Here is a 21,382-nt window from a genome sequence, read left to right as displayed (position 1 = left end):
CTGGGAATGAGTAGCCGCCATTATAGAGGTCCCGGCCAACAATAAGGGCCACTGCCGAGCCATTCGGCAGTCGCGTACGTAAAGACCCCCGCCATCACGCCATCGGCCCGACACGACGGAAGACGATGCGCGACGCCAATATCTGGTTTTTCCTTTACAATCCTTCGCCTTTCGCACCGTACCGAGGGGTTACCCAATGATCCACAGCATGACCGCCTTCGCACGTGCCGAGCAGGCCGGCGACCACGGCACCCTCAGCTGGGAGATCCGCTCGGTAAACCATCGCTATCTGGAACCGCATCTGCGTCTCCCGGAAGCCTTCCGGGATCTGGAAGGTCTTGTCCGCGAGACATTGCGCAAGGGTTTATCGCGCGGCAAGGTCGAATGCACGCTGCGTTTTGCCGAGGACGCCGCCGGACGCTCGATGCAGGTGGATAGCCAGCGCGCCAGCCAGTTGATAGCAGCGGCGGAGAGCGTCGCCGCACTGATCAAGCAGCCCGCGCCCCTCAACCCCCTGGAGATATTGTCCTGGCCGGGCGTATTGGTCGGCGACTCGGCCGATCCTCAGGCGCTCAACAGCGCCGCCCTGCAGCTGTTCCACGCTACGCTGGCGGAGCTGAAGAGCGGGCGCCAGCGCGAGGGCGAGGAACTGGCCCGCCTGATCAACGAGCGCCTCGACGCGGTCGCCGAAGAGACAGCCACGCTTCGCACCCAGGTCCCGCAGATGCTCGCCGCTCAGCGACAGAAAATTCTCGATCGTTGCGCCGAGATGCGTGTCGAACTGGACCCGCAACGGCTCGAGCAGGAACTGGTATTGCTCGCACAAAAAAGCGACGTCGCCGAAGAATTGGATCGCCTCAGCACACACGTCAGCGAAGTGCGACGAGTGTTGAAGTCCGGCGGCGCCGCCGGTCGGCGTCTCGACTTCCTCATGCAGGAACTCAACCGTGAGGCCAATACTCTCGGTTCCAAGGCGTTCGATCCGCGCAGCACCCAAGCGGCGGTGAACCTGAAAGTGCTCATCGAGCAGATGCGCGAACAAGTCCAGAACATCGAATAGCAACTACGCTTGGTCTTGAATGGCGATAGGCCGCCAGGCATACCCCAGCAACCGTACAGAGAACCCCATGTCAGCCTCCACCGGTACGCTCTACATCGTTTCCGCGCCTTCCGGGGCCGGCAAAACCAGCCTGGTCAAAGCCCTACTCGATGCGCAACCGCAGGTCCGAGTCTCGGTTTCGCACACCACTCGCCCCATGCGCCCGGGCGAGGTGGATGGCGTCAACTACCACTTCGTCAGCCGGGAAGAGTTTCTCGAACGCCTGGAACACGACGAGTTTCTCGAACATGCCGAAGTCTTCGGCAACCTATATGGCACCTCGCAGCGCTGGCTCGAACAGACGCTGGGCGAAGGTTACGATCTGATCCTGGAAATCGACTGGCAGGGCGCCCAGCAGGTCCGTCGACTGATGCCGCAGGCCAAGTCGATCTTCATTCTTCCTCCCACCCAGGAAGCACTGCGCCAACGCCTGACCAACCGCGGCCAGGACAGTGATGAGGTAATCGAAAAACGCATGCGCGAGGCGGTCAGCGAAATGACCCATTACGTCGAATATGACTACCTCGTGATCAACGACGACTTCGCTCACGCCCTGATCGATCTGCAGGCGATCTTCCGCGCCAATCAGCTGCTGCAAGCGTCACAGCAGCAGCGTTTTCGCGGCCTCCTGGAAGAATTGCTGGCCTGAACCTGTCGCGGTGGCCGGCCGCAGCAGCCGGCTACGCGAGTGCTGATGAGGCTTGGCTGCCCGCCAGCGCAGCTGCGGAAACGTTTTACCGCTTCCCTAATGGCTGGTGATTTTTTAGACTATCCCGTCCGCTCGCCCATTCGGGCATGCTTTACCGTTATTGATGAGGAACACCATGGCCCGCGTTACCGTTGAAGACTGTCTGGACAACGTAGATAACCGCTTCGAGCTGGTCATGCTCGCCACCAAGCGCTCGCGTCAGCTGGCTACTGGCGGCAAGGAGCCTAAAGTGGCCTGGGAAAATGACAAGCCGACCGTGGTCGCTCTGCGTGAAATCGCCTCCGGGCTGGTGGACTACGACGTCATTGCCCAAGACGACATCGTCGACGACGAGCCATTGTTCGTGCAGTACGAGGAAGAGTCCAACGAGGCCCTCTGATTAAATGCCAGGTCGAAGTCGAACCGCAAACACAGCGCCCAGCCGGCAAGGAGCAATCCCTTGCCAGCCATAGACGCTCTTGCCGATCGCCTGTCGACCTACCTCGGCGCAGACCAGGTCAACCAGGTGCGCCGAGCCTATTTCTACGCCGAGCAGGCCCACGACGGCCAGCGTCGACGCAGCGGTGAAGCCTACGTCACCCACCCCCTCGCGGTAGCCAACATCCTCGCCGACATGCACATGGACCATCAGAGCCTGATGGCCGCGATGCTGCACGACGTCATCGAGGACACCGGCATCGCCAAGGAAGCGCTCACCGCGCAGTTCGGCGAAACCGTCGCTGAGCTGGTGGATGGGGTCAGCAAGCTGACCCAGATGAAATTCGAAACCAAGGCTGAGGCCCAGGCGGAGAACTTCCAGAAGATGGCCATGGCCATGGCGCGCGACATTCGTGTGATCCTGGTCAAGCTCGCCGACCGTCTGCACAACATGCGCACGCTTGAGGTGCTGGCGGGCGAGAAACGCCGCCGGATCGCCAAGGAAACCCTGGAAATCTATGCGCCCATCGCCAACCGGCTGGGCATGCACGCCATGCGCGTGGAATTCGAAGATCTGGGCTTCAAAGCCATGCATCCGATGCGTTCGGAGCGCATCCGCGCCGCGGTCCGTCGCGCACGGGGCAACCGCAACGAGATCGTCGAAAAGATCGAGCAGTCACTGATCCACTGCCTCGAACGCGAAGGCCTCGGCGGCGAAGTAGTGGGCCGCGAAAAGCACCTGTTCAGCATCTACAAGAAGATGCGCGGCAAGCGCAAGGCGTTCAACGAGATCATGGACGTCTACGCCTTTCGCATCGTGGTCGACAAGGTCGACACCTGCTACCGCGTGCTCGGGGCGGTGCACAGCCTCTACAAGCCGTTGCCCGGTCGGTTCAAGGATTACATCGCGATTCCCAAAGCCAACGGCTACCAGTCGCTGCATACCACATTGTTCGGCATGCACGGCGTGCCCATCGAAATCCAGATCCGCACCCGCGAAATGGAAGAGATGGCCAATAACGGCATCGCCGCGCACTGGCTGTACAAATCCAACGACGAGGAAGCCCCCAAGGGCACCCATGCCCGCGCACGGCAATGGGTCAAGGGCGTGCTGGAACTGCAAGAGCGGGCCGGCAATTCGCTGGAGTTCATCGAAAGCGTGAAGATCGACCTGTTCCCGGACGAGGTTTATGTCTTCACACCCAAGGGCAGCATCATGGAGTTGCCCAAGGGCTCGACCGCGGTGGACTTCGCCTACGCGGTGCACACCGACGTCGGCAATACCTGCATCGCCTGTCGCGTCAATCGTCGCCTGGCACCGCTGTCACAAGCTCTGGAGAGCGGTTGTACTGTGGAGATCGTGACCGCGCCGGGCGCACGCCCGAACCCGGCCTGGCTCAACTTCGTGGTCACCGGCAAGGCACGCACGCACATTCGTCACGCGCTCAAGCTGCAGCGCCGCTCTGAGTCGATCAACCTCGGCGAACGACTTTTGAACAAAGCGCTGACCGGCTTCGAAACCAGTCTGCAGAAGGTTTCGCCGGAACGTATCCAGGCCGTGCTCAATGAATATCACATGGATGTCGTCGAGGATCTTCTCGAAGACATCGGGCTAGGCAATCGCATGGCCTACGTCATCGCCCGCCGACTGCTCGCAAGCGAAGGCGAACAAGCACCCAGCGCCGAGGGACCGCTGGCGATTCGAGGCACCGAAGGTCTTGTACTGAACTACGCCAAATGCTGCACACCGATCCCAGGCGACCCGATCGTCGGTCATCTGTCTGCCGGCAAAGGCATGGTGGTGCACCTTGATACCTGCCGGAACATTGCCGATGTTCGGCACAACCCTGACAAGTGCATTCAGCTGTCCTGGTCCAAGGACGTCACCGGCGAGTTCAACGTCGAATTGCGCGTCGAGCTGGAGCACCAGCGCGGCCTGATCGCCCTGCTGGCCGGCAGCGTCAATGCCGCCGATGGCAATATTGAGAAGATCGGTATGGACGAGCGCGACGGCCGGATCAGCGTCGTTCAACTGGTGGTCAGCGTGCATGACCGCGTGCATCTGGCCCGGGTGATCAAGAAGCTGCGGGCGATCAAGGGCGTCATGCGTATCACCCGGATGAAGGCCTAGCGACTCCGCCAGTTCCACCCTCGTCACGGGGCTTTTGCCCGCTCGCTTCAGCCCGTATCCTCTGGGACCGCACTCTTCTATCGGAGCACCCCATGAGCAAGACCGTGATTCACAGCGACAACGCCCCCGCCGCCATCGGCCCTTACTCCCAGGCAATCAAGGCTGGCAATACCGTCTACATGTCCGGCCAGATCCCGCTGGATCCGAAAACCATGGAGCTGGTGGAAGGCTTCGAAGCACAGACCGTGCAGGTGTTCGAGAACCTCAAGGCCGTGGCCGAAGCCGCCGGTGGCTCGCTGAAAGACATCGTCAAGCTGAACATCTTTCTCACCGATCTCGGCAACTTCGCCACGGTGAACGAGGTCATGAGCCGCTACTTCCAACAGCCCTATCCTGCTCGCGCCGCCATCGGCATCGCTGCGCTGCCGAAGGCCGCACAGGTGGAAATGGACGCGATTCTGGTACTCGACTGAACCTCGGCAGGCTAGCCAACACGAGCGGTTGCAGGGAGCGCGGCTGATGATATCGCCCCGCGCCCTGGCCCCGCGCCTGCTGTTGGCAATGGCCGGATTGCTCGCCGCCTGCGCGCTGTACCTAGCCGAACCGCTGATGCTGCAAAGCCTGCGCAACAGCCTGTTCGATCAATACCAACGCTGGCAGCCGCGAGCGGCGCCGGCGCAGACGCCGGTCCGGGTGGTGGATATCGACGAAGCCAGCCTCGCCCGCCTTGGCCAATGGCCCTGGCCACGCGATCTGCTGGCCCAGTTGCTGGAGCACCTGCACCGGGCCGGCGCCGCGGTAGTGGTGTTCGATGTGCTCTTCGCCGAGCCGGACCGCAGCTCACCGCGGCGGCTTCTGAGCCTGCCGACGCTCTCGCCTGAACTGGCCAGACAGCTAAGCGCCCTGCCCGATCATGATCAGCTGTTCGCCGCCGCGCTCGCACGGCAGCCCAGCGTGTTGGGTTTCGCCTCCACACGCTCGCCTTCGCAAACCTCACCGTCGAGTCGCTTCGGCGTCCAGTCGAGCGCGAAGGCCGAGCAACCCCGTTTTGCCACCTACGCAGGAACCGTCAGCGCTTTGCCGTTGCTCGACAGGGCCGCAGCCGGCAGCGGTGCCATGACCTTTCAGCCCGATGCGGATGGCGTGGTGCGACGCGTGCCGGTGATGATTCGCGTCGGTGAACAGCTGTTTCCTTCACTGTCTGCCGAAGCGCTGCGAATCTACCTCGGACAGAATCGTTACCGCATCGAAACCACTGACGGTGGCGCAGTCGAGCAGGTCGGCATCGGCCCGCTGACGCTGCCCACCAACCGTCAGGGTGAACTCTGGCTGCACTATCGTCGCGACCCGAGCGGTCAGAGCGTACCGGCGTGGCGCGTGCTGCAAGAGGCGTCCGCTGCGCGGTTCCAAGGCAGCATCGTGCTGATTGGCAGCTCGGCGCAGGGCCTGCAGGACCTGCGTTTCAGCCCGCTCGGCGAAATACTTCCTGGTGTCCAGATACATGCCCAGGCAATCGAGCAGGTGCTGGACGGCACGCTGCTGCAACGCCCGTTCTGGGCCAGTCCACTGGAAGCGCTGACGCTCCTGCTCGCTGGATTACTGCTCGGCGCCCTCACGCTCGGTAGCGGGGCGCTCACCGGGGCCTGGGTCGTCGCGATCATGCTGACGGCACTGAACGTCCTCGCCTGGTGGGCCTATTCGCGTCACGGCTTGTTGCTCGATGCCCTCACTCTGTCGATCGGCCTGCTGCTGGTCTACCTCGGCGTCAGCCTGGCGCGGCACCGCGCCAGCGAGCATCAACAGCGCTGGCTGCGTGAGGCCTTTTCGCGCTACATCTCACCGAACCTGGTCAGGCATCTGGTGCGCCACCCCGAACAGCTGCAGCTCGGCGGCGAAAGGCGCTGCTGCAGTTTCGTCTTCACCGATATCACCGACTTCACCACCCTGATGGAGCGTCAGTCACCAGAACAGGTGGTTGGCATGCTCAACGAGTACCTGGAGGGCATCATTCAGATTGCCTTCCTCTATGAGGGCACGCTCGAGCGCATCGTCGGCGACGGCATGGCGATTCTCTTCTCAGCGCCGCTGATGCAGGCCGACCACCAACGCCGCGCCCTGGCCTGCGCCATGGAGATTCGCCGCTTCACCCGAACTTACACCGCCACCCAGCATGCCCTCGGCATTCCTCTGGGGCGCACGCGCATCAGCGCGCACAGCGGCGAGGTGGTCGTCGGTAATTTCGGTGGTGCCACTTTGTTCGACTACCGTGCGCTAGGAGATGCGGTCAACGTGGCGGCGCGTCTGGAAGGCCTGAACCGGTACCTGGGCACCGATCTCTGCGTTTCGGAAACGGTCCGCGCGGCCAATCCGAGCGTACCGATGCGGGACATTGGCCATGTGCTGCTCAAGGGCAAGAGCCGACCGATCCGCCTCTACGAACCCTGCGAAGCCACGCAAGATAACGATTACGACGCGGCCTACAGGCTGCTCGCCAGCGAACACGAAGATGCTACCGAGGCCTTCGAACGGCTACATGCCGAGCGACCGGACGATGCCCTGGTGCGCTATCAGCTGCAGCGGCTACGGACCGGACAGCGTGGCGAGCGGATATTGATGACGGATAAGTGAGGCGGCTCAGCGAACGCTGACTTCGACCCGACGATTGCGCGGTTCGGACACACCATCCGGCGTCTGGATCAGCAGGTTGCGCTCGCCATGGGAAGACACCCTCAGGTCGATCACTTCGATGGCTCGGCCGCGCAGCTTGTGAGCCACGGCCTTAGCCCTGATAAGCCCCAGCTGCTCGTTCCAGATCGGGCCGCTGAGCGTATCGGTATGGCCGATGACCGAGACGGCGGAGGGCCCGCGCAGACGGATCGCTTCGACGACCTGCTCGAAGGCTCGCTGCGACTCCTCGGTCAGCTCGGCACTGCCGATCTTGAAATAGAGCTGGAAGCGCTGTGGCAAGGCCGGCTGCGCCGCCAGCGCCGCCGAGAAGTCGCGGGAGATTCGTAGCTCACCGACGGTGAACGGCCTGGCTCCGGCCCCGCCGCTGCCAATCGTTACACCCTGATGCGAACGGTCGAGCCGGGTCTGGCCGCTGGCGTCCTCCACCAGAACCGCGCCGGTGGTGCCGTCAGGGCTTTCCAGCAGCACTACGTAATCTCCGCTCACGCAACCTGACAGCAGCACACTGCATAGCAACGCCAGGGCTAGTCGGCGCGCCATGGTCACTGGCCGACCTTTACCAGGAAATGCGTACCGCGAACACCGATGGTTCCGGTGGGCGTTTTCAACTCGACCGCCTCCGGCCTGAGCTTGGCGATCACGCCGGAAATGAAATTCAGCGTACCGCGAGTGATGCGGGCGCTCAGCCGCAGCTCCTCGCGGGCCGGCTCAAACGCGTACTCGTCGACGGCGAATTCGCTGTTGGGACCGAAGGACAGCACCGTATTGTCGCTGAGCGTCACGCCCATAGAGCCTTGCGCACCGGTGCGCAGGACCGCGCCGAGGATCACCGCCTGGCCGAGGGCCGCATCGATGGTCTGGCCGCGGCTGGTGACCGTCGCTTCGCCCTGCACCTTCATGATGTAGCCGATCGGCTCGATCAACTCTTGCGCCTGCCCCACCGGGGCCAACGTCAGCAAGCCGGCAATCAACAATGGCCGGACGCCCTGCAGCACGGTGAAGCCGCTTTCGCACATCATCATTCCCGTCTCCGTAAGGCCCGCTCAGGCCCATGCCTTGGCCTGACACGCCCGTCAGGCTGACGTCGCAGAATGCCGGATGGCCTTCGGCAAATACAAGCGCAACGGGAGGCCTGCCCCGCAGAGCGCCGTCTTGCTCAGTCTCGTTACGCTGGGAACGGTATTTCGACTAGACGCTGGCGACTCGATCAACAGGCCGCGCAGGCGCGCTGTCCCATAGCTGTCGATCATCGAGCTGACGAGTGTCGACATAGCGCGGGACGCCATTGATCTCTTCCAACTCGGTCATGCCGGCCAGTTGGCTGACGATGCGATAGCGCTTGCCGGCGGTTTTGTCTTGAAGGGGGTACAACGCGGCGATCTGCTGCGCCAGTTCGGTGAGGGTGGACATGGGCCGGGTACTGCTCTGAATGCGAAAGGCAGGCTATTTACTACGAATCCTCGATGATTTCGCTGATGGTCCGACGCTCAGCAGACCGTTCATCGGATAGGCCTTTTTGCTTCCTTTTTCGCTGTCGATCCGCCACCCACGGGGGCCCCCGGCCGTCGCTGCTCAGCGAGCTGCCGCTGGATATGCGTATTCGCGTTGGTGCCGATGATGGTGTGCTTGTCGCTGCGGTCACAGCGGGCATCGGCGGCGTTGCCAGCGGTGGTCGAGGCCTGAACCGGCCCGTGCTCCGCGAGCCAATTAGTTGCCTCGATGTGGGCAACTTTCGCTTCTCCCGTTGTCTCGTTCTAAGGCGCGCACCAAACCAACCATAACGCGCGCTCGCTTTAGAGCCTGATGCGAGGTCCCGATTCATGCTGACACTTTCGATCAACGGCGCCGACCTGGAGGTCGACGTTCCCGAAGACATGCCCCTGCTCTGGGTCCTACGCGATGTGCTGGGGCTGACGGGCAGCAAGTACGGTTGCGGTATCGCCCAATGCGGCGCCTGCACGGTTCACCTCGATGGACAGGCAGCACGCTCGTGCGTGCTGCCTGTCGGTGAGGTGAAGGATCGCAAAGTCCTGACCATCGAAAGCATCGGCAACACCGAGCTCGGCCAGCAGGTACAGCAGGCCTGGCTGGACAACGAGGTCGTGCAGTGCGGTTATTGCCAGTGCGGGCAGATCATGTCGGCCGTCGCGCTGCTGGAGAAAAATCCGCAGCCCGATGACAAGGCCATTGATCAGGGCATGGCCGGTAATCTTTGCCGCTGCTGCACTTACACCCGCATTCGCAGCGCCATCAAGCGCGTCGCCCAGGCATGAGGAGGCGCAAGATGGCCAACCCTGACAACAGGCTGCAATCCCCTTCGCGCCGACATCTGTTGAAGGTCGGCAGCCTCGCCCTGGGCGGTCTGGTGATCGGTTTCAGCATGCCGTTCGCCGGCCGAAGCTTCGCCGAGCAAGTGCTCAACGAGGGCCCCGAAGATCAGCCGATGTCCAACGCTACGGCGCTGGATGCCTTCATCAGCATCGACCGCGACGGGCAGGTGACCTTCACCGTGCCGAAGATCGAGATGGGACAGGGTGCGCAAAGCGGCTTGGCGGTGATGGTGGCCGAAGAGCTGGAGATCGGCCTCGATCAGATCACGCTCAAGGAAGCGCCGCCGAACGAGGCGATCTATAACGACAAGCTGCTCAACTTCCAGGCCACCGGCGGTTCGACCTCGATCCGCAGCAACTGGGAACCGCTGCGTCAGGCCGGGGCGGCGGCGCGGCTCCTGCTGATCCAGGTCGCCGCGCAGCGCTGGCAGATCGGCGCCGACCAGTTGCGTGCCGACAATGGGCGGGTGCTCGGGCCGGACGGACGAAGCTTTGGCTATGGCGAGCTGGTCGATGACGCATCGAAGCTGCCCGTGCCGGAAAACATCCCGCTCAAGCCCGCCGAACAATTCAAGCTGATCGGCAAGCCGACCCGCCGTCTGGACACGCCGGCCAAGGTCAATGGTACGGCGCGTTTCACTATTGATCTGGTGCTGCCCGGCATGAAGTACGCCTCGGCACGCGCCTGCCCGGTCATCGGCGGCACCCTGCTCAACCTGGATGATCGGGCCGCACGCAAGGTTCGTGGGGTGATCGACGTGATCCGCCTGGACAATGCCGTGGCGGTGATCGGCGAACACACCTGGGCCACCTTCGCTGGTTTGCGGGCCCTGGAAATCGAATGGGACTACGGCGACAACGCCGGCATCGATTCGGCGCAGATGGAGCGCGAGATCAAGGAGGCGCTGGACAAGCCCGGCGCCGTGGCCACCGAACAGGGCGATATCGACCAGGCGCTGAAGGATGCGACGAAAACCTTCGAGGCCGAATACGAAATGCCCTTTCTCGCCCATGCGGCGCTGGAGCCCATGACCTGCGTGGCCCAGGTCCGCCCCGATGCCGTGGAGCTCTGGGTCGGCACCCAGGTACCGGTACGTGCGCAGACCGCGGCCGCCGAAGCCTCCGGGCGACCGGCGGAGCAGGTCATCGTTAACAACCAGTTGATCGGCGGCGCCTTCGGTCGGCGTCTGGAAGTGGATTTCATCAGCCAGGCCGTGGCCATCGCGGCGAAAGTGGACTACCCGATCAAGCTGACCTGGAGTCGAGAGGAAGACACCACTCACGACATGTACCGCCCGTACTACATCGACCGTTTTGCGGCGGCGCTGGACGATCAGGGGCGACTGCAAGGCTGGCGCCACACCATTGCCGGTGCCTCGGTGCTGGCGCGCTTCGCCCCTGCAGCGGTTCCAGCAAGCGGTCTGGACAGCGATGCCGTCGAGGTGGCTCAGAACCCGATCTACGCCCTGCCGAATCTGCGCGTGAACTACGTGCCGGTCCCGCCCAAGGCGTTGCATCAGTCCTGGTGGCGGGGTGTCGGAGCGCTGCGCAGCACCTACATGCTGGAAAGCTTCATCGACGAAGTGGCGCGCAGCGTCGACCGCGATCCGGTGCAATACCGCATGGCGCTGCTGGGCAGCCACCCGCGCGCCCAGCAGGTATTGCGCCTTGCCGCGGAAAAGGCCCGATGGGGCGATCCTCTACCGGCGGGGCATGGCCGCGGCGTGGCGGTGCAGGAGGTGTTCGGCAGTTTCCTGGCCACGGTCGTCGAGTTGCAGGTGAGCGAGGACAAGGGCATCAAGCTCAAGCGTCTGGTGGTAGCGATCGATTGCGGCCAGGTGATGAACCCGGTGTCGGTCAAATCGCAGATCGAGGGCGGCACGCTGTTCGGGCTGTCCGCCGCGCTGTTCAACGAAATAACCGTCAGCGAAGGGCGCGTTGAACAGAGCAATTTCCACGACTATCGCCAGCTGCGCATCAGCGAAGCACCGCCAGTGGAAACCTACATCGTCGAGAGCCGCGAGGCGCCCGGCGGGGTCGGCGAATCAGGCACGGCGATGATCGCGCCGGCGCTGGTAAATGCATTGGCGGCCGCCAACGGCACGCGCATCCGTCGCCTGCCGTTGGCGCGCGCCGGCTATTACGTGATCTGAGGAGCCCAGTATGACGATTCGAGTCCCCCTTCGCGGCCTGCTGGGTGTCGCGCTTGCCACTTCCACTGCGGCCGTGCTGGCGCAGCCCGCTGATCAGGCGCTGATCGAGCGCGGCGAGTACCTGACTCGCGCCGCCGACTGCCTAGCCTGCCACGTCACCGAAGGCGGCGAGCCCTATGCCGGCGGCCTGCCGGTAAAGCTGCCGTTCGGCACGCTGTACACGACCAATATCACCCCGGACAAGGAGACCGGCATCGGCAACTGGAGCGACGACGAATTCGTCGAAGCCATGCAGCAGGGCGTTGGCCCGGACGGCAAACACTACTACCCGGCCTTTCCGTACACCTCCTACACCTTGATGCCACGCGAAGACATTCTGGCGATCAAGGCCTACCTGTTCAGCCTGGAGCCGGTGAGCCAGCCGAATCGGGAAAATGACATCGGTTTTCCGTTCAATCAGCGCTGGGGCATCGCCCTGTGGAACCTGCTATTCCTGGATGACGAACGCTTCGAGCCAAACCCTGAGCAAACGGGGCAGTGGAACCGTGGCGCCTACCTAGTCGAGGGCCCCGGTCACTGCGGCGAATGCCATACCCCGCGCAATTTGCTGCAAGCCAAGAGCGGGTCCAAAGCGCTCGGTGGCGCCACCATCCAGGGCTGGGCGGCATGGAACATCACCGGCGACCAACAGAGCGGCATCGGCGGCTGGCCGGACGAGGCATTGGCGCGTTACCTGGCGACCGGCGCCGCGCCGGGTTACGGCCTGGCGGGTGGGCCGATGGCCGAAGTGGTCAACCACAGCCTGCGCTACCTGACGCCGGAAGACATCCAGGCGATGGTGGTGTATCTGAAGTCCGTGCCCGGCCAGCCGGCCGATGTCGAACGGCCGCAGAACAAACCACTGGCGAACGAGCCGCCGGCCGAGACCGAACATCCATTGGGGCAGAAGCTGTTCGCCGACACCTGCGCCAGTTGCCACCAGTGGGACGGCAGTGGCCGCCAGAGCGACTACGCCGCGCTGCGTGGCCTACGCACGCTGAACGATCCGCAGGGGCTGAATCTGGTCCAGGTGATCCTCAAAGGCGATGCCTTGTACGGGCCGACCGGGCATCATCTGATGCCCGCCTTCGATCGCCACTTCAATGATCGTGAGGTCTCGGCCCTGAGCAACTTCATGCTCAGCCATTTCGGCTCGCAACCGGGCGACCTGACACCCGAGACTATTGCCGAGCGACGCCAGGAGAAGCACTGAACCAGGCAAAGCTCGGCATGGGATCCGGTCTCGGCGCCGATGGCGCCGAGGCCCCTTGCATGCGCTGGTGCGGGGACCGCACTTCCTGACGCTGAACGTCACCTGGCACACGGCCATCTCGCGGTCACGCCAGGGACGTCCTGCTGTTCATCCCGGAGAGGCTTGCCGACGGCGTTTCCGAGCGGGCCGACAAGCCCCGTCGAGCCCCACCACACCCGCGCAACGCGTAGTTCATTGCTGCCGCTTCGTTCCGCGCCCGGGCGGTCATTCGTCGTAAACCAGACCGCCATTCGTCGCGAAGCCGCGCGCATGATGGCACTTGCCGTATCCTCGCCGGCTATCGGAGCCGAAGCGCCCGAATCGCAGTCCGGCATATAAATCGCATCCCGCAAGCCCGTACTGCCCAGCGTCACCCAATTGGCGCTAACGGGACTTCCCCGTGAACAACTGTGGTCCGCCCAAGGCGGTTGTTTGTCAAAACATCGGGCTTCCCCGATTGGATGTGAAATGAAAACACCACGTCTGCTACAAGGTCGCCGCGGCCCTGTGCTCTCCGTATTGCTGGTACTCGCCGTTGCCGCTTGCCTGGCCTACTGGCAATTCAAATCCGCCGCTCCACCCGCACCTGCCACAGGTGCGGCGGCCAGCATGCTCGAAGCGCTTCAGGCATCCACCGACCCCTGGGAAGCCAATCGTCAGGATCTCTCGGTGTTGATGGCCGACCTGCGCGGCGACCGCATCGCCAGCGCTGCGCTGGGCAAGAACGCCGTCTATGTCAGCCTGAACGACGGCTTGCGTTACTGGATACCGGACCAGTCCGGCCGTGTAGCCCAACTGCTGCTTAATCATTACGTCAGCAACGAAGGCCAACTGTTCCCGCTGACGTTGTTCGAAACCGATGGCGAGGCGCCCTGGTACAAGGCGCTGGTGCCCTATGCCCCCTTTATTCTTCTGTTGGTCGGTGCGCTCAGCTACCTGGCATTCAAGAGCCAGGCCTTCCCCGTGCAGCGTAAAGGCAGCGGCATCGGGTTCGCCGATGTGATCGGCGCCAGCGAAGCCAAGCAGGCGCTCACCGACGTCACCGATTATCTACGCGACCCCGCCGCTTACGTCGCGCTGGGCGCCCGCCCGCCCAAGGGCGTGCTGCTCACCGGCGAGCCCGGCACCGGCAAGACGCAATTGGCCAAGGCCCTGGCCACCGAGTCCAATGCCAGCTTCATTCAAGTCACTGGCAGCGACTTTTCCTCGATGTATTTCGGCGTTGGCATCCAGAAGGTCAAGGCGCTGTTCCGCACCGCGCGCAAGCAGGCGCCGTGCATCATCTTCATCGACGAAATCGACGGCATCGGCAAGCGCGCCGAGCAACAGCGCTCCAGCGACGCCGAGAGCAACCGCATCATCAACCAGTTCCTTGCCGAGATGGATGGCTTCGACGGCGCCAGCGGCGTGCTGGTGCTGGGCGCGACCAACTTCCCCAACTCGCTGGACCCGGCATTGGTCCGCGAAGGCCGCTTCGACCGTTCGATTGCGGTGGGCCTGCCGGGGCTCGGTGATCGGGAAGCGCTGTTCCGCCTCTACGCCGGGAAGATCCGCGCCAGCCAGGACCTGGATTTCCCTCAGCTTGCACGCAACACCGTCGGCCTGACGCCCGCCGCCATCGCCTATATCGCCAACCACGCCGCCCTGCTCGCGGCGCGTGGCGGCGCTAGCGAAGTCAGCATGTCGCACTTCGTTGATGCCGTGGAAACCTGTCGTATTGGCGAACAACCATCGGGCGTCACACCGATGTCGGCCAACGATCGCAAGCGCATCGCCGTGCACGAGGCCGGTCATGCGTTGGTGGCCGCCGCGCTGAAAGTCGGCCGGGTTGAAAAAGTCACCATTCTGCCGCGCGGCCAGGCATTGGGCGTGACGCTGGTGACGCCGGTGGAAGACAAGCGCTTGCACATGGAGTCCGAGCTGCGCAACCGCATCCAGATGCTGCTGGCCGGCCGTGGCGCCGAGCAGCTGTACTTCCATGAGGTGTCGTCCGGCGCCGGTCAGGATCTGCAGGAGGCCTCGAAGATCGCTCTGTCGATGGTCGGTGCGCTGGGCATGGGCCCGAACGGTTCGCTGCTGAGCCTGCAGGCAGTACGTGATGCCCATATCGAATACGATTCGGGCGAATCCATCCGCGCGGCGGACACCCTGCTCAAGCAGCTGGACCGCGACTGCATGGCGTTGCTGCAGCGCTTGAAGCCTGCACTGGACGAAATCGCCGAGCGTCTGCTGGCCGAGGAAACGGTGCCCGGCGAAGAGGTACTCGCGGCCATCGACCGGCTGCCCGAGCACCATCACGAAGCCAGCGTCAGCTCGATCATCGGCCATGCCATGAGCAGCATCGATCGCGTCGCGGCCAGCGCCATGGAGAACGCCCCATTCCTCGACCTGACTCCGGTTGAGCAACCCGAAGATGACGGCCCGGGCATGCTCTGACGCAGACGCCCGCCGCCGGTAACGACGGCGGGCGCCTGGCTCAGATCATCAATCGGTACCGTACAAACGACACGCCCTACCGCCCTTCACCCTCAGTGCGCACCCAGTGCCGTATCTTGCAGTGTCGCCACGCCGGCCAGACGCCGCGCCAACACACCGAAGCGTCGGCGGTACTGGGCGGGCGTCAAGCCGACCTTGCGTCGGAACAGGCGGCCAAAAAAGCCGGCATCCTGATAACCCACCTCCCAGGCGATCGCCTCCACCGGCAGGTCACCGCTTTCCAACAACTGCTTGGCCTCTTCTAGCCGCAGGGTGTGCACGTAATCCAGCGGCGACAGGCCGGTCGCCTGGGCGAAACGGCGCTGGAAGGTCCGCTCCGGCAGTCCGCTGATCCGCACCATCGCCGCCACCGGCGCGTCGGCCTCGTAATGCTGGGCCGCCCATTCCTGACAACGTGCGATGACCGGATCGGAAAGCTGACCGCTGCGCATCATCGCGGCATAGGCCAACGGGCTGGTCGCATCCCAGTCGAACAGGTTCATTCGCGCCACCTCCATGGCTTCCCGGGCGCCCACGAAGCGGGCGATAAGAAACAGCCCCAGCGCGTGCCAGCTGCTACCGCTGCCGGACATTACCAGCCGCTGCCCGATACCGGCATTGACCAATGCCTTGTCCGGCTGCCAGTGAACGTCCGGATATTCCCGCCGCAGGCATTCGCAGTAGCCCCAGTGAGAAGTGCCTTCGCAACCTGTCAGCAGCCCCGTACGCGCCAGCAATATCGCCCCGGAACAAGCGGCCGCGAGTGTCGCGCCGGCCTCGTAGCGCTCACACATCCAACGCGCCTCGCGATCATAACGATCATCCAGCGGCTCCCAAGGGCTGATTGCCAGATTACTAATGATCACCACGTCTGGCGGCGGGGCGTTGTCAAGACTCGCATGAGGATGCACCGGCACGTCGTTGTACACCTGCAACGGCAAGCCGTCTCGGCTGATGATCAGCGGAGCGAAAGGCGACTCGACGTCATCCTGGTTCATCAACTGCTGCCAGTCACGGCGGGTTCCCAGCAGCAAATCGTAGAGTCCGAACAGCGTCGAGGCAGTGGTATCCGGAGTTGCCAGCAGGGCAACAGTGAGGGGTGGCAGGCTTTCAGCATTATCTGAACGAGTCATGGCGGAAATGGCCGTTTTGTTTCCAGGATGGCTTTGGTCCGACTCGCCCGTAACCACGACTATGGCTCCGCTGGCCCCTGCCAGCGAACTGGACTCCTGGAGCATAGAACAATGAAAGACGCACATGGATACCAACTGACCGGTTGCAACAGTGAGGCGCAGGTCCTGCTCGACCTCGGTCTCACGCAGTTGCGCTGCCTTCGCACCGATCCGCTGGCCACCGCCGAAGCCGCGCTCGAAGCGTCCCCCGAACTGGTGATGGGATACATCCTGCGTGCCTGGCTATATATGTTGGGTACCGAAGCCGCCGCATTACCGGTGGCGCAAGCCTCGCTGGAGCGCGCCCTGGCGTTGCCGCATAACGACCGCGAGGCCCGTCATCTTCAGGCGCTGGGGCAGCTCATCGGCGGGCGCTGGCACGCGGCCGGCCGCACGCTGGAAGACCTCAGCATTGAGTATCCGCATGACCTGCTGGCCTTGCAGGCCGGGCACCAATTGGATTTCTTCACCGGTGACGCGCGCATGCTGCGCGATCGTGTCGCACGGGTGCTGCCGGACTGGTCCATGGACGTGCCCGGCTACCACGCGCTGCTCGGCATGTATGCCTTCGGCCTAGAAGAGACCGGCGACTATCGCCACGCGGAACGCTTCGGCCGTGAGGCGATTTCGCTGCAAGCCGACGATGCCTGGGCTCAGCATGCCGTCGCGCATGTGTTGGAAATGCAGGACCGGCGAGAAGAAGGCATTGCGTGGATGCATGGCAATTCGGCCTGGCAACAGGACAGCATGCTCGCCGTGCACAACTGGTGGCACCTGGCGCTGCATTATCTGGAGCAGGGCGAATCCGACCGGGTACTGGCCCTGTTCGACGGCCCCATCGCAGGCAGTGAGGGTACGCTGGCGTTGGAGCTGATCGATGCCAGCGCGCTACTGTGGCGCTTGCACCTGCTGGACATTGACGTCGGTAATCGCTGGAGCGCTGTGGCCGAGCGCTGGTCCGCGATGGCCTCGGACGGCAATTACGCCTTCAACGATTTTCATGCCGCGATGGCATTCGCCTGTAGCGGCCGCGATGACCTGCTTGAGCGGCTGCGCGAGGCACAGCGGCGCGCCTGCAGTCGGGAGGACGACAACGCCCGCTTCACCCGCCTGGTCGGCGAGCCAGGAGTGGACGCCGTCGTGGCGTTCGTGGCCGGGCAATATGGGCAGTGTGTGGAGCGGCTGCGGCCCGTTCGCAGTCAGGCTCATCTGTTCGGTGGCAGCCACGCCCAGCGTGACCTGCTGGACCAGACGCTGATCCACGCCGCGCGCCGCAGCGGGCAGAACAGCCTGGCGCGTGCCCTCATCCGTGAGCGCGAGCTGCTCGCCCAGCAGCGTCGCATGCAGTAAGCCAAGGGGGCGGCGGCCATGCCGCCCTCCGTTACGGCAGCACCACCAGATGGTTCGGCAGTTCGTTGCGCTCGTGGGTCGCCGGCACGTGTTGCTTGAGCAGTGAACCGCAGGTCTCGATGCAACGAAGGAAGCCTTCGAGCACCTGGCCGTTGCGCACGTCTTCGGAGAAGGCGTCGACGATCGACTGCCAGACACTGTCATCGATACGGCTGGAAATGCCACGGTCCACCAGGATTTCTACGTAGCGCTCGGCTTCGGAGACGAAGATCAGCATCCCGGTACCCGCAGCGGTGTGGTGCAAGTTCAGCTCGATGAACTGCCGCCGCGCCAGGTTGCAGGCTCGCCAGTGCCGCACCCCGCGTGGAATCAGCCGGCTGGTCAGACTCGGGACGCGGAACACCGCCGCCAGTACGATGAAGGTCAGCCATTGCACCAGCAGCATCTGCCAGGCCGCCAGCCATCCGCTGAAGAACAGCAGCGCGCCCGGCAGCAGCAATGCCAGCAGGCTGGCCCAGAGCAGCGGGATGTAGCGATAGTCGTCGGCCTGGGCCGCCAGCACCGTCACCAGTTCGGCATCGGTGTCGCGTTCAATTCGGTCGATCGCCTCGGCGACCTGTTGCAGTTCGCTTTCGGTCAGTAGGGTCATTGCCTGGTCATCATCGATGAGGATTCTCGTTGTGCTGCGCTGATCGGTTCGAGGACTCGGTGGCTGGATGCCAGCCCGCCATGCGATCCTGTCCGTGATTCGTTGGGGTTCGCCGCGCGGCCCGTCATCTCACCAGCCACCGGAAGCACCCCCTCCGCCGAAGCCGCCACCGCCGCCGCCGAAACCACCGCCTCCGAAACCGCCACCGCCACCGCCACGGCCCATACCGCCCAGCAACGCGCCGAGCAGCAGCGCGCGACCTGCGCCACGACCACCGCCGCGTCCGCCACGCCCACCGCCGATCATGAAGATCGCCACCAGCATCAGGAAGAAGCCAAGAATGCCGAGCCCGCCGGGCTCCTGCTGACCCATGGGCATCGCCGGCTGCATGCCGGCCGTTTGCAGTGGATCGCCACCCAGCACGCGAATGATCGCCGCGGTGCCATCGGTGATGCCGCGAGCGAAGTCGCCCTGCTGGAAAGCGGGGGCAATGATGCTGTTGATGATCACCGAGGACTGCGCGTCGGTCAGGCGTCCCTCGAGCCCATAACCCACCTCGATACGAATTTTCCGATCATCCCGGGCGACGATCAGCAGCGCGCCGCTGTCCTCGTCCTTCTGACCGATCCCCCATTCGCGTCCCAGCTGCAGGCCAACCTCCTCGATACTGCGACCTTGCAAATCGGGCAGCGTCACCACCACCACCTGCTCACCGGTGGCCTGCTCGTGGGCGGCAAGCATACTGGTCAGTCTCGCCTTGGTCTGGGTATCGAGCAATTCAGCCTGATCCACCACCCGGCCTGTCAACGCGGGCACTTCGAACGTCTGGGCCAGCAGACTGCCGGCCCAGAACAGCAGTGCTAGGAACAGGGGTAGCGTTCGTGTCATTGAAACTGCACTTTTGGCGCCTGATCGGCGTTCTCGGCCGTCGCCTCGAAGTTCTCGCGGATCGGCATGTCGCTGTACATCAAGGTGTGCCAGATACGCCCAGGGAAGGTGCGAATCTCGGTGTTATATCGCTCGACAGCGGTGATGAAATCCCGACGCGCCACGGAGATACGGTTCTCGGTGCCTTCGAGCTGCGATTGCAGGGCGAGGAAGTTCTGGTTGGATTTGAGGTCCGGGTAACGCTCGGAAACCGCCATCAACCGGCTCAGAGCGCCGGTCAGCTGATTCTGTGCCTGCTGGAATTGCTGCATTTTTTCAGGATTGTCGAGATCCTCGGCACTGATCTGAATGGAGGTTGCCTTGGAGCGCGCCTCCGTAACGGCCGTCAGGGTTTCTTGCTCCTGACGGGCAAAGCCTTTCACCGTCTCGACGAGATTGGGAATGAGATCGGCGCGGCGCTGGTACTGGTTTTCCACCTGTGACCAGGCCGCTTTGACCTGTTCGTCGTATTGAGGAATGTTGTTGATGCCGCAACCGGCCAGCAGCCAGGACATGAACAGGACAACCGTGAGTTGCCAGGTAGTACGTAAACGCTGCGTCTGCATGATTCGCTCGTCCATCCAAAAAGCCAGGGTACAGCAATAAGGATGGCCTGACGGCGAGAGAGTTCAGCCACAACCGGTCCAGCTAAGGATCCCAGCCTGCAGGGCTACAGGCTGCCCGGCTTCCGCTCGTCAGATCACGCCGGACTGTCGCAAGGAAAGAATCTTGTCGAAACTCAGGCCAAGCAGCCCTTGCAGGATGACTTCGCTGTGTTCGCCCAGTACCGGCGGCGCCTTGCGATAGGCCACCGGGGTTTCCGAAAGGCGGATCGGGCTGGCCACCTGCGGCACGCTGCCCGCCAGCGGATGCGGCATGTCCAGGCGCAATCCGCGCGCCTGCACGTGAGGGTCGGCAAATACTTGGGCCAGGTCGTTGATCGGGCCGCAGGGCACACTGGCCTGTTCCAGCAGCGTGACCCATTCGGCCGTGGTGCGGAACACCGTGACCTGGCGGATCAGCGGCACCAGCTCCTTGCGATGGGCCACGCGCGCCTTGTTGCTGGCGAAACGGTCATCGGTCGCCCACTCCGGATGCCCGGCGACTTCGGCGAACTTGCGGAACTGTCCGTCGTTGCCGATGGTGAGAATGATATCGCCGTCGGCGGTGGGGAAATCCTGATAGGGCACGATGTTCGGGTGCGCGTTGCCCATGCGCTTGGGCGCCACGCCGGTGGTGAGGTAGTTCATCGCCTGGTTGGCCAGGCAGGCGACCTGCACGTCCAGCAGCGCCAGCTCGACATGCTGGCCCACACCCGTCTGCTCGCGACTGTTGAGTGCCGCCAGCACGCCGACGGTCGCATAGAGCCCAGTCAGGATATCGGTCAGCGCCACGCCGACCTTGACTGGCCCGGCACCCTCCTCGTCCACGGCACGCCCGGTCAGGCTCATCAGGCCGCCGAGGCCCTGGATCATGAAGTCGTAACCGGCACGATTGGCATAAGGGCCATCACTGCCGAAGCCGGTAATCGAGCAGTAGATCAGCTTCGGATTGATTGCCTTGAGGCTTTCATAATCCAACCCGTAAGCCGCCAGGCCCCCTACCTTGAAGTTCTCCAGCAGCACATCGCAGCTGGCGACCAGATCGCGAATGATCCGCTGGCCTTCGGGTTGGGTGAAGTCCAGCGTCAGCGACTGCTTGTTACGGTTGGCCGACAGGTAATAGGCCGCCTCTGAGGTGTTCTCGCCCTGCTGGTCTTTCAGGTACGGAGGTCCCCAGTGACGGGTGTCGTCGCCCGTACGCGGGCGCTCGACCTTGATCACCTCGGCGCCAAGATCACCCAGGATCTGCCCAGCCCAAGGGCCGGCGAGCACGCGCGACAGGTCGAGGACGCGGATATGAGACAAGGCACCAGACATGGCTATTTCTCGGTAAGGCGGTTGAGATGGACGAAGCGCTAAAGCGGCAAACCCAAACGGTTACCGCCTACG

19 protein-coding genes are annotated in these 21,382 nt (G+C 63.6%); 11 read left to right on the top strand and 8 right to left on the bottom strand.

Annotated features, from left to right (window positions below):
• Nucleotides 1-196: 196 nt before the first annotated feature.
• The 6 genes from MCB86_RS04840 to MCB86_RS04815 all read left to right on the top strand — a co-directional run bounded on the left by MCB86_RS04840 (nucleotide 197) and on the right by MCB86_RS04815 (nucleotide 6,984).
• Entirely contained in the window at nucleotides 197-1,060 is an 864-nt protein-coding gene (locus MCB86_RS04840; RefSeq protein ID WP_045160381.1) for a YicC/YloC family endoribonuclease, read from the top strand.
• A gap of 67 nt (nucleotides 1,061-1,127) precedes the next feature.
• Nucleotides 1,128-1,748 (top strand): guanylate kinase, encoded by a 621-nt coding sequence (gmk, locus tag MCB86_RS04835; protein ID WP_045160380.1) that lies wholly within the window; start codon nucleotides 1,128-1,130, stop codon nucleotides 1,746-1,748.
• Nucleotides 1,749-1,923: 175 nt separating this feature from the next.
• A complete protein-coding gene (rpoZ, locus tag MCB86_RS04830; protein WP_025240123.1) occupies nucleotides 1,924-2,187 on the top strand; it encodes a DNA-directed RNA polymerase subunit omega in 264 nt (87 codons plus the stop codon).
• 60 nt (nucleotides 2,188-2,247) lie between these two features.
• On the top strand, nucleotides 2,248-4,356 hold the full coding sequence (gene spoT / locus MCB86_RS04825; protein ID WP_045160379.1) for a bifunctional GTP diphosphokinase/guanosine-3',5'-bis pyrophosphate 3'-pyrophosphohydrolase: 2,109 nt from the start codon (nucleotides 2,248-2,250) through the stop codon (nucleotides 4,354-4,356).
• A 92-nt stretch (nucleotides 4,357-4,448) separates the two neighbouring features.
• Nucleotides 4,449-4,829: a RidA family protein gene (locus tag MCB86_RS04820; RefSeq protein ID WP_045160378.1), complete on the top strand. Its 381-nt coding sequence runs from the start codon at nucleotides 4,449-4,451 to the stop codon at nucleotides 4,827-4,829.
• 46 nt (nucleotides 4,830-4,875) lie between these two features.
• Nucleotides 4,876-6,984, top strand: a complete 2,109-nt coding sequence (locus MCB86_RS04815; protein WP_239610112.1) for an adenylate/guanylate cyclase domain-containing protein — start codon at nucleotides 4,876-4,878, stop codon at nucleotides 6,982-6,984.
• Nucleotides 6,985-6,990: 6 nt separating this feature from the next.
• Here MCB86_RS04815 and MCB86_RS04810 read toward each other — a convergent pair whose 3' ends face one another.
• From MCB86_RS04810 to MCB86_RS04800, 3 genes are all read right to left on the bottom strand, one after another.
• The gene (locus tag MCB86_RS04810) at nucleotides 6,991-7,584 is read right to left on the bottom strand and encodes an OmpA family protein (RefSeq protein WP_239610110.1); all 594 of its coding nucleotides are present in this window, start codon (nucleotides 7,582-7,584) and stop codon (nucleotides 6,991-6,993) included.
• 2 nt (nucleotides 7,585-7,586) lie between these two features.
• Entirely contained in the window at nucleotides 7,587-8,066 is a 480-nt protein-coding gene (locus MCB86_RS04805) for a FecR family protein (protein WP_239610109.1), read from the bottom strand.
• 166 nt (nucleotides 8,067-8,232) lie between these two features.
• Nucleotides 8,233-8,454 (bottom strand): hypothetical protein, encoded by a 222-nt coding sequence (locus tag MCB86_RS04800; protein ID WP_239610107.1) that lies wholly within the window; start codon nucleotides 8,452-8,454, stop codon nucleotides 8,233-8,235.
• 410 nt (nucleotides 8,455-8,864) lie between these two features.
• On the opposite strand from MCB86_RS04800, the gene MCB86_RS04795 reads away from it, so the two are divergent.
• The 4 genes from MCB86_RS04795 (at nucleotide 8,865) to MCB86_RS04780 (ending at nucleotide 15,254) form a co-directional block, all read left to right on the top strand.
• Nucleotides 8,865-9,317: a (2Fe-2S)-binding protein gene (locus tag MCB86_RS04795; protein WP_239610105.1), complete on the top strand. Its 453-nt coding sequence runs from the start codon at nucleotides 8,865-8,867 to the stop codon at nucleotides 9,315-9,317.
• 11 nt (nucleotides 9,318-9,328) lie between these two features.
• Nucleotides 9,329-11,527: a molybdopterin cofactor-binding domain-containing protein gene (locus MCB86_RS04790; protein WP_239610103.1), complete on the top strand. Its 2,199-nt coding sequence runs from the start codon at nucleotides 9,329-9,331 to the stop codon at nucleotides 11,525-11,527.
• A gap of 10 nt (nucleotides 11,528-11,537) precedes the next feature.
• Nucleotides 11,538-12,779 carry a cytochrome c gene (locus MCB86_RS04785; RefSeq protein WP_239610101.1) on the top strand — a complete coding sequence of 414 codons (1,242 nt, stop codon included), beginning with the start codon at nucleotides 11,538-11,540 and terminating at the stop codon, nucleotides 12,777-12,779.
• 507 nt (nucleotides 12,780-13,286) lie between these two features.
• Nucleotides 13,287-15,254: an AAA family ATPase gene (locus MCB86_RS04780; protein WP_239610099.1), complete on the top strand. Its 1,968-nt coding sequence runs from the start codon at nucleotides 13,287-13,289 to the stop codon at nucleotides 15,252-15,254.
• Nucleotides 15,255-15,346: 92 nt separating this feature from the next.
• On the opposite strand, the gene MCB86_RS04775 is transcribed toward MCB86_RS04780, so the two are convergent.
• Nucleotides 15,347-16,426 carry a helix-turn-helix domain-containing protein gene (locus tag MCB86_RS04775; RefSeq protein WP_239610097.1) on the bottom strand — a complete coding sequence of 360 codons (1,080 nt, stop codon included), beginning with the start codon at nucleotides 16,424-16,426 and terminating at the stop codon, nucleotides 15,347-15,349.
• A gap of 111 nt (nucleotides 16,427-16,537) precedes the next feature.
• Between MCB86_RS04775 and MCB86_RS04770 the strand changes: the two genes are divergently transcribed.
• The gene (locus MCB86_RS04770) at nucleotides 16,538-17,815 is read left to right on the top strand and encodes a tetratricopeptide repeat protein (RefSeq protein WP_052679268.1); all 1,278 of its coding nucleotides are present in this window, start codon (nucleotides 16,538-16,540) and stop codon (nucleotides 17,813-17,815) included.
• Between the two features lie 31 nt (nucleotides 17,816-17,846).
• On the opposite strand, the gene MCB86_RS04765 is transcribed toward MCB86_RS04770, so the two are convergent.
• The 4 genes from MCB86_RS04765 to MCB86_RS04750 all read right to left on the bottom strand — a co-directional run bounded on the left by MCB86_RS04765 (nucleotide 17,847) and on the right by MCB86_RS04750 (nucleotide 21,310).
• Nucleotides 17,847-18,464: a TPM domain-containing protein gene (locus tag MCB86_RS04765; protein ID WP_239610095.1), complete on the bottom strand. Its 618-nt coding sequence runs from the start codon at nucleotides 18,462-18,464 to the stop codon at nucleotides 17,847-17,849.
• Nucleotides 18,465-18,593: 129 nt separating this feature from the next.
• Nucleotides 18,594-19,352 carry a TPM domain-containing protein gene (locus tag MCB86_RS04760; RefSeq protein ID WP_239610093.1) on the bottom strand — a complete coding sequence of 253 codons (759 nt, stop codon included), beginning with the start codon at nucleotides 19,350-19,352 and terminating at the stop codon, nucleotides 18,594-18,596.
• Nucleotides 19,349-19,972: a LemA family protein gene (locus MCB86_RS04755; RefSeq protein ID WP_196298629.1), complete on the bottom strand. Its 624-nt coding sequence runs from the start codon at nucleotides 19,970-19,972 to the stop codon at nucleotides 19,349-19,351. Before MCB86_RS04755 ends, MCB86_RS04760 begins: the two co-directional genes overlap by 4 nt.
• 114 nt (nucleotides 19,973-20,086) lie before the next feature.
• Complete coding sequence (locus tag MCB86_RS04750; protein ID WP_239610091.1) at nucleotides 20,087-21,310, bottom strand: CaiB/BaiF CoA-transferase family protein; 1,224 nt, start codon at nucleotides 21,308-21,310, stop codon at nucleotides 20,087-20,089.
• Between the last annotated feature and the right edge of the window lie 72 nt (nucleotides 21,311-21,382).

This window comes from Pseudomonas sp. KSR10 (assembly GCF_022355455.1).
Taxonomy (GTDB): domain Bacteria; phylum Pseudomonadota; class Gammaproteobacteria; order Pseudomonadales; family Pseudomonadaceae; genus Stutzerimonas; species Stutzerimonas stutzeri_E.
Note: the sequence above shows the minus strand (reverse complement) of the source record. Positions and strands in the feature narration are given on the sequence as shown.